Raw genomic sequence first — 16,851 nt, 5'->3', positions numbered from 1 at the left:
GAAATTTATACAAAATATATAATACAGGGGGAATTTGTTAATGAAAATAATGAAGAAAACGTTATCAATTTTCATTATGTTTATGTTCATTTTTACATTAGGTGCTTGTGGTAAGAGCAAAGATACTGCAAGTAAGGGAAATAAATTTAAACCAGGAAAATATATTGCAGAAGCTAAGGGACATAACGGTATTATTAAGGTTGAAGTAGAAGTAGATGAAAATAAAATAAAAAATATAAAAATATTAGAACACAAAGAAACAGAAGGAATAAGTGATCTTGCATTAAAGGACATACCTAAATCTATAATAGAAAAGCAAACTTTAGCTGTGGATATTATAACAGGGGCTATAGTTTCAAGTAAGGGTGTAATTGAATCTATAACTTTAGCTTTAAAAAAGGCAGGTGGCAATATAGAGGAATTGAAAAAGTTAGGTGAAGGTGAACGAGGGAATAAAAAGGAATTAATAAAAAAGGAAGCTGATGTTATTGTAGTAGGAGCTGGTGGAGCAGGTATGGCAGCAGCAGTATCAGCTGGAGAAGAAGGGGCTAAAGTAATAGTTATAGAAAAAATGCCAATGATAGGAGGCAACACCATAAGATCTGGTGGTGCTTATAATGCTGCAGATACTGAAAGACAAAAAGCTCAGGGGATTAAAATAAGACTGTAAATGATTTTAATAAATCTGTAGAGAATAAAAAAGATAATTTTGGTCGTGCTATGTGGAAAAATAAAATAGAAAAAGCTCCTTATTATGCTACATTAAGGCATCCAGCAGTTCATCATACCATGGGAGGGCTTAAGATAAATGAAAAAACTCAAGTTATAGGCAAAGACGGTAAAGTAATACCAGGATTTTATGCAGCAGGGGAGGTTACTGGAGGAATTCATGGTGGCAATAGGCTAGGAGGAAATGCGCTTCCTGATGTTATAGTATTTGGAAGAATAGCAGGCAAGAACGTTGTAAAATAATAAATTTAATTTATATTGAGTTTAAAATTAAAAAATTAGAATAATATATAAAGAAAATATAATTATTATGGAGAAGTGTATGAAAAGTTATGAATTTAATTTTAAAGATGGAGAAGGAATAAAAATACATGCATATAAATGGATGCCGGAAGAAAGTGAGATTAGAGCAGTTGTACAATTAGTACATGGTATGGAAGAAAGTGGAGCTAGATATGAAAGGTTCGCTAGAAAATTAACGAAAGAAGGCTTTGCTGTTTATATAAACGACCATAGAGGACATGGTAAAACTGCATGTACCAGAGAAAAATTAGGATATTTGGGAGATGGTAATGGATTTAATTGGTTAGTTGCAGATATAAAAGAGCTAAATAACATAATTAAACAGGAATATAAATCAGTACCTATATTTTTATTTGGGCACAGCATGGGATCTTTCATTGTTCAGAAATATGTATCATTATATGGAGAAGAGGTAAAAGGAATTGTATTATCTGGAACTAATGGGAAAAGGGGTATAGAATTAGATTTTGCAATTTTAATGGCAAAATATGAAATGAAGAAGTATGGAAGAAAAACAAGAAGTCGTAAGTTAAATAATTTATGCTTCTTTAACTGTAATAAAAACTTCCCTAATAATAAAACAGAATTTGATTGGTTAAGTAGAGATGAAAAAGAAGTGGAGAAATACATTAATGATCCTTTATGTGGTCATGTAGCAACTACATCATTTTTTTATGATTTATTTACAGGAATAAAAAATACTTATAAAAAAGCTTCAGTTGAAAGTGTGCCAAAAAAATTGCCGATTTTTATATTAGGAGGAACAATGGATCCTATAGGACAAAATGGTAAAGGCGTATTGAGGCTATATAATATGTATAAGAAAATGGGAATGAAAAATATAACTTGTAAACTATATGAAGGCGGAAGGCATGAGATGATAAATGAAACAAATAGAGAAGAGGTTATGAAGGACATTATATATTGGTTAAATAAACAGCTTGTTCTATAGAAGCTAAATTATTAAAAAAGTGTAGCTACTTTTTTAGAATACAGATAAGGTAGTTTCTCTTCCGCTATAACTATAGAAAGGAGAACGTCCATAGATTTATGTAAATACAAATCTATGGACGTTCTCATAGAAAGATTTTTTCGTAATGTTAACTAAGAAAAATTCTTTTTATCTGTACTCTGTGCTCTGTGCTCTATAATCTGAAAAGTTGCTTCGTAATCTTTTGAAATTATTGTTTAATTTTTACAGAGTATTTCATTTCAATTTTTACAGGATTATAAGAGAGTTTTGCTTTTCTTAATCCTTCAATACCTAAATCTTGCTCTCTATTTATATAAGTTATATCATTTAAATATTGTTCTACAAAAGTTTTATTTATATAAGCATAAAGTCCTCTTATGTCAGAGTCTGCTTTTTCAATGTGAATAATAGCCATATCATTATTTACTTTTTCTCCTATGGTAAAAGCAGAAATTTTGTCATTTACATATACAGCCATACCTATAAAATCCAATTCATCTATGTTCTTTAATAGTTCTTGTATTCCGTATAATTCATAAAGAACATATCCTTTACAGTCATTTTTATTACACCATTCTTTAGCAGCTAATATACAATCATTTATAATTTCTTTTGTTATAGGAGCAGTTCTATATTGATATTTTTTAATAAAGGCATTGTAATGATTTTTTTTACCATGAAATTTTCTGCCAGAAAGTTTCATTAAATCATTTTTTAAATATATATAGTCTGCATTATCCCTATCTTCTTCTATTATTAATCTATCTTTATATAGTTCCTTAATTTCTAATAAGAAAGATTCTTCTATATCTTTAAATAGATAATCTAAATTATTTTCATCTTTATATTCTATTAAGGTGTCTATTATTTCTTTTAAATTTTCTTTTGTATATCCTATAGGCTGCATGAAATGATAAGAATGGTCGAAGTCTATCTTCTTTATTATAAGAGTATTATCTAAGATAGCATATTCTATATTACAGCCTTTTTTCCAAAGGTATAAATTTGTAAAGGAATATTCACAGGTTAAAAAATTATATGGCTTTAAGTATTTGTTGAATATTTCCTTATCCTCTATTGAAAGAGGTTTGAATTTTAGCATATTAACACTCCTTGCTAGTATATAATTAATATTAATTAATAGTATGTATCTATTATAATATAAAAAATAAAATGTTAAAAGGGGGGTAAAAAAACTTGCAAAATGTTATTGAAAATGGTAAAATCGTAACATAATTAAATTATAGTTTAGAATTCAGTGATAAGGAAGAGTAGTTAAATCTGATTATTTAAAGAGAGCTGAGGATGGTGGAATCTCGGTAATATAGGTTTTATGAATGGACCTTATAGAAGTAAACCGAAATCCTTTAAGGAAAGTAGTATTTACCGGAAGCCTACCGTTAAAAAGGACAGGATATGTTAGTATCCCAGTAGAGATGTGCATTTTTGCATAATTTAGGTGGTACCGCGATAATACCTTCGCCCTAATTTCAGGGTGAGGGTTTTTTTATTTGTCTAATTAAGCAAAATACTCTCTACATATAAACATTATCAGAATTTATAAATGATTGCAGTGGCTCCTATCTCTTATAGAGGGTAAGTATTACAAATGACAGCTATGCTATAAAAAATTAAATTATATTGTATTTGGAAAGGAGGAGAGATTATGTTGTGAAGGATAAAAGTTTTTCTAAAATATTTTATAAAAAATGTAAATTTAGAAGGGAAGTCGTTTAATTATGAAATTAAAAAATTTTGTTTTATCATCACTATTTTTAGCTATTGGATTTTTACTTCACCAAATCACTCCTCCATTTTTATTTGGAATGAAGCCGGATTTTTTACTGATAATGATGTTTATTGCTATATTTTTGGTAAATGATTATAAAATCACACTTATAGTAGGAATAGTATCAGGTATATTAACTGCAGCAGCCACTACCTTTCCAGGAGGGCAGATACCTAATTTGATAGATAAAATTATAACTTGTCAAATGGTATATATATTATTTAAAACATTAAAAAATAAACTAAACTCTAATATGAATATTATAATTGTATGTATAATAGGAACTTTTATAAGTGGAATGATATTTTTAACTTCAGCATTCTTTATAGTAGGACTACCAGTTTCCTTTGGAGTATTAGTTTTAACTGTAGTTTTACCAGCTACATTAATAAATACTGTAGCATCCTTTTTCTTATTTAAAATTGTAAATACTGCTTTAAGATACTCAATGTAAAATTAAGAAATAATTTTTGAAAGTTGATAGTGGACAATTTACATTTGATAATGACTTTTTTCAATTAATATTATACAAAAGATTTAATTCTGAATTTTTGTACAGGGTAGAAAAAATTATCATTAACTGTCCACTGTTAATTATCAACTAATAAAAATTAGGTTGGCTATTTTTGGTGTTCCAGGTTATATTATAAAATTTTATAAAATAAATAATGGATATTATACTCAGCTATTTTTTTATATATTTACCATACTTTAATGGTTTGTTTTCTTTCCAAGGCATATATTCTGTAGCAAATTTTATTCTATCATAGTAGGATGGATGTGTATAATACCAAATTTCATATATTTTACTTGGATGGGGAAGAGCTAAACTATTTTCATGAAGTTTTATAGTAGAAGTTATAGCTGAATTAGTATCCTTAGTTAGTTCTAATTGGAAAGTATCAGCTTGCCTTTCAACATATCTAGAATAAGTATTTATTACTGGATTTCCTAAGAAAATAAAGAAATTCATAAGTAATATTATAAGTGGTAAAGCAGCTATATCATATAGTTTATCAAAACCTAAATTTTTTCCAAAGTTAAATATGATCCATAAAGCAGTTTTATTAACTAAGTATAATATTAATATTGTAAATAAACCTCCTAAAACTATAGATTTCCAAACATGCCCCATAACATAATGACCTATTTCATGGGCAGTAACAGCTAAAGTTTCATTTTCTGATAATTTATTTATAGTTGTATCCCATAAAACTATTCGTTTTGAAGAAAATACTCCTGTCATATAAGCATTCATCTCTTTGGTATCTACACTTTTATCTACTTGATATAAATTACTATTTTCTAGTCCAACTTTTTCTAATTGTTCATAGATTTTTTTCTCTAAATTTTTATTTTCTATAGCAGTATATTTATTAAAAAGTGGATCTATATATCTAGGAGAAATAAAAGTAGTAAATAAAAGTACTGGTATTGATAGAACTCCTAAATATAGCCACCATTTTTTAGGGCTAGCCTTTATTATAAAATAAGGTATCCATATAAATATAGCACCTATTATCATTGATAAAGAAAAACTTTTAAAGTAATCACTAAACCATTTTAAAGAACTTTGATTTGATAACCCGAAATTGTGCTTATTAATAAAACTACTGTAGTAATCTAAAGGGAGAGTAATTAAACAATTTATTGTTGTAAATATTATAAAATAAATAGCTATTTGCAAAATTAAATGAGAGCTTATATTTTCAGCAATAGATTTTATTTTAATGGAAAAACCAGTTGTTAAAAATAAAATAGGAATAGCAAAGGTTAAAATTAAATTAATTGACCATATATTTATGTTAGCTTTTCTATAACTTATAGATTTATCAGATGTTTTTGGGAAATTTGCTACAGTATCATTTTCTAGATATATGGTATATGAAGTATCGCTTTGTAATTCTTTTGTATTTTTATTTTCAGCTATTCGTACTGAAATAATAAATAGAAATATAAAAGCAAAAAATATTGTTAGTAGTAAAGTAAGCCTTTTTTTCAAGATATCCCTTCTTCCTTTAACTATATATAACTATATTATATTATTAACTTATCAATTCTATTAATAGTTAATTTTATAATAAATTTTATATAAATAATTATTAGATTAAAGGTATAATTTTTTAAATTTGTAAAGGAGTTTTATTAATTAATGTCGAAAACATATAATATAATAGGTATGATATTAATATAGATAATATTGAATATAAAAAATATTACCTAGAGGTGATTTTTATGTATGTAGAGCTAAATTATAATGAATTACAGAGTATAGAAAATCTAATTAGCAACAGAATAAATCAATTAAGAATTGATATAGATGGAGATGCAGAAAATGAAGATGAATTTAAAGAAATAATTAGATCTTATAAAAAATTGTTAAAAAAATTACAAGGATTTAAAAATGGGGAATGTGAAGAGGAGTTTTTAACTTACAAGGAAATAGAAGAAAAAGCTAGCAATGCAATTGATGGAAAATTAAGAAAAATCGAAGATAGTAATAAGACTTTTAAAGAAATATTTCCTCCTGGATTTGAAAATGTGCTAAAAGTTTATGTTTATAATAACAAAGATCAGATTGCTAAGAAGATTAAAGAAATAATAGACAATGACAAATTTAAGAGTAGAGCTAAAGAAGAAGTTGGAAAGTTTATAGCAAATAGTAATCCTATGATAAGTAAATTTATAAACTCTGAAAGTATACAGAAGAAGTTGCTTGATAATTTACGTAATTATGTTGAGGATGATAAAAACATTATGGAAATTGTTTTTCTTATAAATGGTTTTATAGATGAACTTAAGGATAAGAAAATTAAAGATTTCCTTGTATATGTTCCTTATGAAGGGAAAAAAACATTATATAATTTTATACGAAATACAACGTTAGACTTTTTAAAAAAATAAAAAGTTTAGATGTATTTTGTTAATGTATTTATATAGTGTACGACTTTTACGAATAGAAAAGGGAGCACTGCTTCCTTTTTTTAATATAAATAATACTATAATAAAAGAATCTATATTATAATATTTAAGAATGATTATGTTAATAATTAATATGAGCTATTAAATTAAAGGAATTTACTTAAGTAGGTGTGATAATATGGAAAACTCTATAGAATTTAAGTATGAGGAACTCTCTAATATATATGAAGAATTAGCTATAACGGAAGAAGAATTAAGAAGTCAATATGAGGAGCTTAGAAAAAATCAAGAAGCATTAAGAATAAGTGAAGAAAGATATAGACTTGCAGTAGAAGGAGCAAATGATGCATTATGGGACTGGGATTTTATAAATAATAAATTTTTTATATCAGAAAAGTGGAAAAAAGAAATGGGATATGAGGAGATGAAAAGAAATTTAAGTATAATTGGTAAATGGACTAGATTAATTTCTCCACAAGATTTGGAAATGGCTCTTAATGCATTAAAAGATTATTTGAAAGGAAAGACTCCTTACTTTTTCTGTGAATATAGAATGAAGTATAAAAATGATAGTTATAAATGGGTTCTAGCAAGAGGAAAAATTTTAAGAGATGGAAATGGTAGACCTATTCGTATGGCTGGCTCTCTATCAGATATAACGGATAGAAAAGTATATGAGGAAAAAATAAAGCAGTTAGCTTATTATGATAGATTAACAGGATTGCCTAATTTTCATTTGCTAAAGGAAAAAATAGATGAAAAAATTAGAGAATGTAGAGATAAAATTAAAGTAGCTTTTTTATTGATAGATTTAGATAACTTTAGAAATATAAATGATACCTTAGGACATAAATTTGGTGATAAAGTTCTAGTTAATATTAGTAATGAGCTAAAGAAAATTATTCATTCAAATGATATGATCTGTAGAATAGGCGGAGATGAATTTTTAATTGCTAAAAGCTTTGTTAAAGATAAAGAACAAGTGATAGATGTTGCAAAAGATATATTAGAATATTTCCAAAAACCTATTATCGTTGAAGGACATGATATATATATAACTATAAGTATAGGTATAGATATGTATCCTGATAATGGCAAAGATTCTTATACTTTATTGAAGAATTCAGATAGTGCTATGTATATAGCAAAAGAAAAGGGTAAAAATAGGTATGAATTTTTTCATAAATCTATATACAATAATATTTTACAGAAGACACAATTAGAATTAGATTTAAGAAAAGCTGTAGAAAACAATGAGTTTTTATTATATTATCAACCTCAAATGAGTTTAAAAACAAGTAAAATTATAGGTGTAGAGGCTCTTATAAGATGGAAGCATCCAGAAAAAGGTCTTATTTCTCCAGCTAAGTTTATTCCTTTAGCGGAAAGTACAGGACTTATAGTGCCTATAGGAAAATGGGTATTAGAAACTGCTATTTTGCAAAATATGTTTTGGCAAAAAATGGGATATAAAGAAATAACTATGTCTGTAAATGTATCTTCTCTTCAATTACAACAGAATGATTTTATGCCTACAGTTAAAGATGTATTGAATAAAGTTAATATGAATCCTAAATTTTTAGATATAGAGATTACAGAGAGTACACTTATGAAGTCCATAGATTCTGTTATTAAGAAGCTAAAGTCTTTAAAAGAAATGGGAATAAGAATATCTTTAGATGATTTTGGAACAGGATATTCATCACTTAACTACTTGAAGAAGCTACCTATAAATACATTGAAAATAGATAAAGTTTTTGTAGATGATATTAAAGAGGATTCAGATGATGAGGCAATAACAGGGGAAATAATTCAATTAGCTCATAAAATGAAAATAGATGTAGTAGCAGAAGGGGTAGAGATAGGAGAACAGGTTAAATTTTTAAGGATGCAAGATTGTGATAAAATACAAGGATATGTTTTAAGCAGACCTTTACCACATGATGAAATAGAAAAATATTTAAATAAATAGATTTAAATATAAGCATATAGTGAATTTAAAATTGTAAACACTATATGCTTTAATTTTAAGGTAATCTTAATGTTTCTAAAAGAACATTATCCTGATCAAATATTTGAAGAGTTTTATTATCTTCACTTATTTTTGCTAAATTAAAACTTTGATGAAAGGCATCATCTAAAGACTTATAGAATTTTAAACTTAAATCATCTTCTTTTATTATATGGGAAATAGAATAGCCAAAAGCTTCTATGAGCATTTTATAATCATTCTTCATCTTCAGGACCTCCTTTTGTATATTAAAAATCAATTAATATTATATATATTATTTTTATAAAAGTACATAGAAATAATAAAAAAACATATTGACAAAATAATCAGAATATTGTATGATTATATCAATAGATAATCAAAAATCTAAAAATTAAATAAATTTATCTATTTTATAAATAAGTATAAGGAGGTTAATTAAAACTAACTTTTATTGAGTCCAAGCTTATTTATAATTACATTAAGAAGAGGGGTGATTCCACCAAAATATTAAGGGAAACACATAGAATTTAAAATCTAGGATAGGAGGTATCCTCCAATGGGATAGGTAATTAGGGGCGGTACCTGTAGACTCTAATTCCTTATAATAAATCCCTTGATTTAATCTAAATTTATTCTCATTTCTATAGAGGTTTTTAAATAATAAAGGTAAGATTTAAATATTAAATGTGATAAGTTATTACTTACATGTTAAGTTAAATTATTAGGTATTTGATGTAGAAAGGATGGGTGAAAATTCAAATAGTTAGCGATGAATTTACAAGTGAATTAGAGTCTACTTTATAGCTGGTTTGTATATATAAGGGAGTATACAAACCAGCTATTATATTTTAAAAACTGTTATGAATATTTTAACTATATTTTCTACAAATGTTATATGATAGGATATATAATGTTTTTGGTAGGAGTCTATGAAGAAGACTAGTATATTAAAAATTGTATCAGTTACAATTATAATAATTTTGTTAGGAAGTTTTTGTACTTTTTCAATGAAAGTAAAAAGCTTGACAATAAAATATTAATAAGGACTCCTGTTAATCATGAACGAACAGATTATGGTTTGCTAAGGACAATGTTATATTTGCTTAAAGTATCGCTATAAGCATATCAATGCTTATAGACATTTTTAAAAAAAAGGCAGTCTAAAAAATAAAAAACGGAAGGAAAATCTTCCGTTTTATTTAGTAAAGGGGGAGGTTCTGTTAAAACGTAGGAAAATAATGTACACTTACTCTATTTCCTGTATAATTAATTATAAATATTAAATATTAAATTTAAATTATAAATATATTAACAATTAATAAACTTTATTAATTTTAGAGAGGTTTTTTATATGAGTAGTTTTCAGCTTAAAACTTTAGCTTGTATATTTATGTTAATAGATCATATGGGTACAATAATATTCCCACAATATATTTTATTTAGAATTATAGGAAGACTAGCTTTCCCTATATTTGCTTGGATGATTACTATAGGATATGAACATACAACTAATCCAATAAACTATATGAAAAGGTTAGGTGTTTTTGCTGTAATATCACAGGTGCCTTTTTCTTTGGCCTTTGGATATAAAGAGTTAAATATTTTCTTTACTCTGTTTCTGGGATTTATAAATATATATTATTATAATAAAATAGAAGAGAGGAAGAAAAGAATTTTTATTTTAATAGTTTTCATTATTCTATCTACTATTTTAAATACTGATTATAGTGCATATGGAATTTTAACTATTTTCTTTTTTTATAAGTACAGAGATGATTTTAAGGAAATGGTTAAGTATCAAGGAATTTTAAATATATATTTAGTAGCAAGTTGTGCTTTGGTTCTATTTTTAAATAGAAAGGCTATTAATTTAGATATTTTTCTTCAAACAGTATCTTTAACATCTTTATTTTTAATAAAAAAATATAATGGACAAAAGGGGAAAAATATAAAATATGCTTTTTACGCTTTTTATCCAATTCACTTGATTGTTCTTTATGTTATAAAAAATAAATGGTTGTAAAATATGGTATAATACCTCATATAACTTAATATTAATATAGGCTTTTAGGGAAACGTTGGAAAGGTAAATATAGTTATGAGTAAATATTCTAATAGAAGAAGGTCACATATACATTTTATAAGACAATATTGTATTAAAAGTAATGAATATACAGGTACAAGAGTAGTTATATTTATAAAAGGGAAGAAAAAGTACATTTATGATATGGAAAATTTTAAAATACATAGATATGAAAATCCTAAAAATAAAAAACCAAATAAATCAACTTGGAACATAGTTTGCTGTTCAATAGATAAAATAATAAAAAAACAAATGGTTAATTTCAGTCAAGATGGTAAATTGAAAATGTATCATATATTATATGAGTCTTTAGAATTAGAACTTATAGAATATTATTTGAAAGTATTTAAGGAGGAAAATATACCGCCAATTAAAATTTATTTGAGTTAATATTTATACTGGGGGAATGTTAAAGATGATATTTATAAAAAATGGTAAAATATTTACTATGGCAGATAAAATTTATGAAAATGGAGGCATATTGATAAAGGAAAATAAGATATTAGAGATAGGAGAAAATATTCAAGTGCCTAAAGAAACAGAAATAGTAGATGCAAAAGGCGGATGGGTTATACCGGGTATAATCGATGCGCACTGCCATATAGGATTAATAGAAGAGGGAATGGGATTTGAAGGAAATGATATAAATGAAACTACAGATCCGGTTACTGCCGAGTTAAGGGCAATAGATGGCATAAATCCTTTAGATCATTCTTTTGAAGAAGCTATTAAAGCGGGAATAACTACGGTTATGACAGGTCCAGGAAGTGCTAATGTTGTTGGTGGACAATTTGTAGCTATGAAAACTAAAGGAATATGTGTAGATGATATGATATTAAAAGCTCCGGCAGCTATGAAAATAGCTTTTGGGGAAAATCCAAAAAGAGTTTATAATTCAAAGGGAAAAAGACCAATAACTAGAATGGCTACAGCAGCTATTTTAAGAGAAACTTTAGTAAAAGCTAAAAACTATAAGAAAAGAAAAGATGCATCAGAAATTAAAGGAGATAATTTTGACATAGATTTAAGAATGGAAGCGTTAATACCTGTAATACAAAAGAAAATACCACTAAAGGCTCATGCACATAGAGCGGATGATATTTTAACTGCCATAAGAATAGCTAAAGAATTTGATTTAAATATTACTTTAGATCATTGTACAGAAGGAGAGATTATAGGGGAATATATAAAAGATGCACAAGTGCCTGCTATAATTGGACCTACATTAACTTTTAAGGGAAAGATTGAAACGAAGAATAAGTCATTTACTACTCCAAAAATTCTCAGTAATCTTGGTGTAAAAGTTGCCATAATGACAGATCATCCAGTAATTCCTATACAATATTTGCCTATGTGTGCAGGACTTGCTGTAAAAGAAGGATGGAATTTAGAAGAAGGATTAAAATCAATTACTATAAATGCTGCAGAAATAATAGGAATAGAAGATAGAGTAGGAAGTATAGAAAAAGGAAAAGACGCAGATATAGCAATATTTGATGGCAACCCATTGGATAGTCTTACAAATACAATGTATACTATTATAAATGGGAGAATAGAATATAAAAAGGAGTAATATATTTAAACTTACAAATTAATTAATAATGGAGGATTAAATGAATCCTTATAAAAAAATAGAGGAATTTAAGAATGCATTAATAACATGTTTCGAAAAAAGATTAATGTGTATGTTGCTCACTGGTAGCTATGCTAGGGGAGAGGAAAGGGACACTAGCGATATAGATATGTGGGTTTTTTTAGATAAAGTTGAATATAAGGATTTAAATGAAATAGGGAAAATACTTTTAAATCTTCCTAAAGAACCTAAATTAAATCCTCAATGTACATCCTTTGAAGAAGCTTTGATGCCATTTTTTATAAGAGAATATAGTTCTATACAATATCATACTGATGGTAAAATATTATATGGGGATTTAAAGGTACCTTATCCTAAAAGGGAAGAATTTTTAGAAAATAGTAATAAACTTATTGTCTATGTTCTTATGGGAATAAGGCATTTTAAATGTATTAATGAAAGTAAAGAATCTTTATTTAAGAAAAAACTTCAAAAAAGAATCTTAAAGCCTTTTATGTGGGCGTTAAGATATAGATGTGCTGCTACTACAGGAATTTATCCATTAGAATTAGATAAATTAAAAGAATTTTCAAGTAGTGATGAAATAAATGCAATAAATATTTATAAAGATTTTCTTATTGATAAAAAAGATAGTTATATAGGAAGAGAGGAAGAAATTCTAAAAAGTATATATTTATTATGTGAAAAATTAATTCAGGAAAATTAATTTTAAGAGAATATTATGAAATTAATTCAGATATACATTTCTAATATTTTAACTTAGAAATGTATATCTATAAAAATTAAAATAAGGCTCCGTTCCATGCCCAATCTTGAATTTCTTCAAAAGTTAAATAGATATTATCTTTAAGTATTCCTAGTTCTCCTTCAAAAACATTAGAGATGTCTTTTGCAATTTCATTTTTAGTTTTTCTATTTGTACTTCCGTATATTTTTACTTCAATAAAAGCAGCTTTTTCTTTTATATTTCCTCTAAAATAAATTGAGTTATTATCATTAAAACTTATCATTAGCCACTGTTCACTTTTACCAGGTATTTTACATATTATTTCACCAAGTTTTGCTTTTATAGTTTCTCTTTTTTCTTCTGAAAGTTTTGTAGATACTGTAGCATTAATGTAAGGCATTTATAGTTACCTCCTTCAATTTTAAATATAAGATTATTTTACTAGTTTTAGGTTTAAATTTCAATTGTTCTGGAAAAAATTGATTATATTACTAGAAATTTTTATGGAGGGTATATATGAATTTTATAGAGGCTATTAATAAACGTCATTCCGTAAGAAAATATATTAACAAGCCAGTAGAAGAAATTGTATTTAATAATTTAGACAAGTTTATAAGTAATACTCCTAGATTATACAATGATATAGATATGAAAATATATGTAGTCAGACATGGAGAAAAAATACATAAAATTTCAAAGGGTATTATAGGAAGCTATGGAAAAATAAAAGCACCTCATTATTTAATAGTGACTTCTGAAGAGAAAGAAGGATATCTAGAGAATATTGGGTTTGTATTAGAAAAAATAGTTTTACAACTTACTATGTTAAATATTGCTACCTGTTGGATTGGAGGTTTTATAAAAAAGGAACTTCTGGATTCTATAATAGAAATACCAAAAAATCATAAGCCAACTATAGTTATAGCTTTTGGATATGGAAAAGAAGGAAATGACATAATTAATAAAATATCTAAGGGATATAAAAGAAAAAGTATGGGGGAATTTGCTTCAGGAAATTTTGATGGAGAATGGATTGATATCCTAGAGATGATAAGAAAAGCACCTTCTGCAATGAACTTTCAACCATGGAGACTTTTTAAAAATGAAAATGAAATAGATTTATATATAGTAAAGAGAAATTTTATAGGTAAGAAACTAGAAGTACTGAATAGGATAGATGCGGGTATTGCATTATGTCATTTAAATATAGGAGGGGAGATATTTAATAAAAAATTAGACTTTAAAAAGTTAAAAGGTAAGGAAAAAGAAAATTTAAATTATGTTATAAGTGCAATAGAATAATTACATATTTAGGAAAATAAATAATAATTTGTGAAGTTATATGAACAAAAAAAAATAATTCTAATATAATAAAAGTGTGATTAGAATTATTTAATGAGGTGCTTTATGGAAAATTATTCAATGGATATGAATGAAATGATGGACAGAAACCAGATGGCAGGAATGAATCCACATATGGATATGTACTCAATGCCAGAAATGGGTATGGGACCAACCATGGGAATGTATCCAATGCAAGGAATGGGTATGGGACCAACCATGGGAATGTGTCCAATGCCAGGAATGGGTATGGGACCAATGATGGGAATGTGTCCAATGCCAGGAATGGGTATGGGACCAATGATGGATATGTGTCCAATGATGGGAATGCCATATATGAACCCGATGTATCCAATGTGTCAAATGGAGGATATGGGATGCATGAGGGAAGAAGACTAAGCACATAATTATGAAAAAGCATGTAGAAATTTATACTACATGCTTTTTTATTTTATTAAAATAATAGAATGTTTTCAATTACAATGAGTTGTGAGATAATGTTAATAAATACATATAGTTAATATAGAATATAAAAGATAGGAGAATGAATTGAGTTGGAGGATATTAAGAAAAAATATTTAAAAAGAAAAAACAGATATGAAAAATTGCTAAAAAAACAAGTTCAAACTATGAATTTTTTCAGTGCACTAAGATTAATAACATTTATTACTGGAATAGGATTTACACTTTTTTTCTATTATAGAATTGAGAACAGCTACTTAGCCGGGTTAATACTATTGGTTACATTAATATTATTTTTTGTATTGGCAACAACACATGAAAAAGTAATAAAGGGAAAGGAACTTACAGAAAATATAATTTCCATAAATAATGAAGCTATAAACCGAGTAGAAGGAAAATGGAAGAAGTTTAATGATACTGGAGAAGAGTATATGAATGAGAATCATCCATACATAAATGATTTAGATATATTTGGCAAAGCTTCTCTCTTTCAATATATAAATTCTACTACTACTATTTTTGGAAGAAAAATATTAAAGAACACATTAGAAAAACCTAATTATACTATAGAAGAAATATATAAAAGACAAAAAGCTATATCAGAATTAGGAAAAAAAATTAGTTGGAGACAAAGATATAGGGGAGAAGGATTGCTAAGACAAAATAAGAAAAGCAACCTAGAAAGACTTTTAAAGTGGTCAGAGGAGAGATATTTTGTATATGGGAAACCATATTTAAGATTAATTGTTACAATACTTCCCCTTATAACAATATCAATAATTTTATTGTTTTTCTTAACTAATAGAGTAAGCTATTATGTGCCACTAGGATTAATTTTAATACAGACTATAATATTAAATATATCTAAGAGAAAAAGAGTTAATGCGTTGGATACTTTATATATACATAAAAAGAGTATACAAAATTATTATGAAATGATTAAACTTATAGAAAAAGTTAATTTTAAATCAGAATATTTAAAGAATATAAAAAAGAATCTTATAAAAGACCATAAAGCGAAAGCATCTAAAGGGATAAATGAATTAGCTCATTTAAGTAATTTAACTTCAGATAGAATGAATTTTTTATATTTACCATTTAATATACTTGCTTTATGGGATTATCATATAATGATAAAATTAGAAAAGTGGAAGAGAAACTGGGGAGATGATTTAAAGAAGTGGTTTGAAACTATTGGAGAATTTGAAGCATTGAGTAGTTTTGCTATATTATCACAGGATAATCCTGATTGGAGTATGCCTACTTTTCAAGAAGGAGAACTTGTAGTTAAAGGTAAGAATATAGCGCATCCTTTAATTAGTGAAAAGGCTATAAAGAATGATGTAACCCTAGGACATAATGAAAAAATAATTTTAATTACAGGTTCTAATATGTCTGGCAAAAGTACTTTACTTAGAACTGTTGGAATTAATTTAGTTTTAGCTTATACAGGTGCACCAGTTTGTGGAAAAAACTTTCATTGTTCTTTAATGGATATATATACATGTATGAGAATTAGTGATAATTTAGAGAAAAACATATCTTCTTTCTATGGAGAGTTATTAAGAATTAAAGAGCTTATAGAGGGAGTTAATAAAGACAAACCTATTTTCTTTTTATTAGATGAAATATTTAAAGGTACCAATTCAATTGATAGACATACTGGAGCTAAAATACTTATAAATAAATTAAGTAATAAAAATGTATTAGGGTTTGTATCAACTCATGATCTAGAATTAGGAAGCTTAGAAAAGGAAAATAACTGGGTTATAAATTACCATTTTAGAGAGTATTATGAAAATAATAAAATATTTTTTGATTATAAATTAAGACCGGGAATTTCTACAACTAGAAATGCCTTATATCTTATGAAACTTGCTGGCATAGATGTGGAAGAACAATAAATAAAAAAAGATAAACAAGTATAATATCTAT

Annotated in this window: 17 protein-coding genes and 1 other annotated feature; of the genes, 13 read left to right on the top strand and 4 right to left on the bottom strand. The window is 26.4% G+C overall.

All coding sequences use genetic code 11. From position 1 onward, the window contains the following. Positions 1–40: 40 nt before the first annotated feature. The 3 genes from J2Z24_RS13085 to J2Z24_RS13080 all read left to right on the top strand — a co-directional run bounded on the left by J2Z24_RS13085 (position 41) and on the right by J2Z24_RS13080 (position 1,984). Positions 41–670 (top strand): FMN-binding protein, encoded by a 630-nt coding sequence (locus J2Z24_RS13085; RefSeq protein WP_051593279.1) that lies wholly within the window; start codon positions 41–43, stop codon positions 668–670. 50 nt (positions 671–720) lie between these two features. Continuing rightward, a complete protein-coding gene (locus tag J2Z24_RS21455) occupies positions 721–972 on the top strand; it encodes an FAD-binding protein (protein ID WP_035148219.1) in 252 nt (83 codons plus the stop codon). Between the two features lie 79 nt (positions 973–1,051). Continuing rightward, a complete protein-coding gene (locus J2Z24_RS13080; protein ID WP_035148218.1) occupies positions 1,052–1,984 on the top strand; it encodes an alpha/beta hydrolase in 933 nt (310 codons plus the stop codon). A 229-nt stretch (positions 1,985–2,213) separates the two neighbouring features. Here J2Z24_RS13080 and J2Z24_RS13075 read toward each other — a convergent pair whose 3' ends face one another. After that, on the bottom strand, positions 2,214–3,107 hold the full coding sequence (locus J2Z24_RS13075; RefSeq protein ID WP_035148217.1) for a DUF2156 domain-containing protein: 894 nt from the start codon (positions 3,105–3,107) through the stop codon (positions 2,214–2,216). A gap of 147 nt (positions 3,108–3,254) precedes the next feature. Beyond that, positions 3,255–3,495, top strand: a binding site (T-box leader). 249 nt (positions 3,496–3,744) lie between these two features. On the opposite strand from J2Z24_RS13075, the gene J2Z24_RS13070 reads away from it, so the two are divergent. Further along, a complete protein-coding gene (locus J2Z24_RS13070) occupies positions 3,745–4,248 on the top strand; it encodes a tryptophan transporter (protein WP_035148216.1) in 504 nt (167 codons plus the stop codon). 231 nt (positions 4,249–4,479) lie between these two features. On the opposite strand, the gene J2Z24_RS13065 is transcribed toward J2Z24_RS13070, so the two are convergent. Next, positions 4,480–5,796 (bottom strand): M48 family metallopeptidase, encoded by a 1,317-nt coding sequence (locus J2Z24_RS13065; protein WP_035148215.1) that lies wholly within the window; start codon positions 5,794–5,796, stop codon positions 4,480–4,482. A gap of 233 nt (positions 5,797–6,029) precedes the next feature. Here J2Z24_RS13065 and J2Z24_RS13060 point away from each other — a divergent pair, with 233 nt between their 5' ends. Together J2Z24_RS13060 and J2Z24_RS13055 are read left to right on the top strand one after the other, a co-directional pair. Further along, positions 6,030–6,698 (top strand): hypothetical protein, encoded by a 669-nt coding sequence (locus tag J2Z24_RS13060; protein ID WP_035148214.1) that lies wholly within the window; start codon positions 6,030–6,032, stop codon positions 6,696–6,698. A gap of 196 nt (positions 6,699–6,894) precedes the next feature. Beyond that, entirely contained in the window at positions 6,895–8,688 is a 1,794-nt protein-coding gene (locus J2Z24_RS13055) for a putative bifunctional diguanylate cyclase/phosphodiesterase (RefSeq protein WP_051593278.1), read from the top strand. 55 nt (positions 8,689–8,743) lie between these two features. Here the strand turns inward: J2Z24_RS13055 and J2Z24_RS13050 are convergent, their stop codons facing one another. After that, positions 8,744–8,953, bottom strand: coding sequence for a hypothetical protein (locus J2Z24_RS13050; RefSeq protein ID WP_035148213.1), 210 nt, complete (start codon positions 8,951–8,953; stop codon positions 8,744–8,746). 1,107 nt (positions 8,954–10,060) lie between these two features. On the opposite strand from J2Z24_RS13050, the gene J2Z24_RS13045 reads away from it, so the two are divergent. The 4 genes from J2Z24_RS13045 (at position 10,061) to J2Z24_RS13030 (ending at position 13,092) form a co-directional block, all read left to right on the top strand. Continuing rightward, complete coding sequence (locus J2Z24_RS13045; protein WP_035148212.1) at positions 10,061–10,732, top strand: TraX family protein; 672 nt, start codon at positions 10,061–10,063, stop codon at positions 10,730–10,732. Between the two features lie 75 nt (positions 10,733–10,807). Further along, positions 10,808–11,182: a hypothetical protein gene (locus J2Z24_RS13040; protein ID WP_035148211.1), complete on the top strand. Its 375-nt coding sequence runs from the start codon at positions 10,808–10,810 to the stop codon at positions 11,180–11,182. Between the two features lie 25 nt (positions 11,183–11,207). Next, positions 11,208–12,365, top strand: a complete 1,158-nt coding sequence (locus tag J2Z24_RS13035) for an amidohydrolase (protein WP_035148210.1) — start codon at positions 11,208–11,210, stop codon at positions 12,363–12,365. A 40-nt stretch (positions 12,366–12,405) separates the two neighbouring features. Beyond that, complete coding sequence (locus tag J2Z24_RS13030) at positions 12,406–13,092, top strand: nucleotidyltransferase domain-containing protein (protein WP_035148209.1); 687 nt, start codon at positions 12,406–12,408, stop codon at positions 13,090–13,092. 76 nt (positions 13,093–13,168) lie between these two features. Here J2Z24_RS13030 and J2Z24_RS13025 read toward each other — a convergent pair whose 3' ends face one another. Continuing rightward, positions 13,169–13,513 (bottom strand): phenylpyruvate tautomerase MIF-related protein, encoded by a 345-nt coding sequence (locus J2Z24_RS13025; RefSeq protein ID WP_035148208.1) that lies wholly within the window; start codon positions 13,511–13,513, stop codon positions 13,169–13,171. A gap of 116 nt (positions 13,514–13,629) precedes the next feature. Between J2Z24_RS13025 and J2Z24_RS13020 the strand changes: the two genes are divergently transcribed. The 3 genes from J2Z24_RS13020 (at position 13,630) to J2Z24_RS13010 (ending at position 16,820) form a co-directional block, all read left to right on the top strand. Further along, positions 13,630–14,415: a nitroreductase family protein gene (locus J2Z24_RS13020; RefSeq protein WP_035148207.1), complete on the top strand. Its 786-nt coding sequence runs from the start codon at positions 13,630–13,632 to the stop codon at positions 14,413–14,415. Between the two features lie 105 nt (positions 14,416–14,520). After that, positions 14,521–14,853, top strand: coding sequence for a hypothetical protein (locus J2Z24_RS13015; RefSeq protein WP_051593277.1), 333 nt, complete (start codon positions 14,521–14,523; stop codon positions 14,851–14,853). A 155-nt stretch (positions 14,854–15,008) separates the two neighbouring features. Continuing rightward, on the top strand, positions 15,009–16,820 hold the full coding sequence (locus tag J2Z24_RS13010) for a MutS family DNA mismatch repair protein (protein ID WP_051593276.1): 1,812 nt from the start codon (positions 15,009–15,011) through the stop codon (positions 16,818–16,820). Positions 16,821–16,851 lie beyond the last annotated feature (31 nt).

Source organism: Clostridium tetanomorphum (genome assembly GCF_017873215.1).
Lineage (GTDB): Bacteria > Bacillota > Clostridia > Clostridiales > Clostridiaceae > Clostridium_AO > Clostridium_AO tetanomorphum.
The sequence above is the reverse complement of the archived record's forward strand: the minus strand, read 5'-3'. Positions and strand labels throughout refer to the sequence as shown.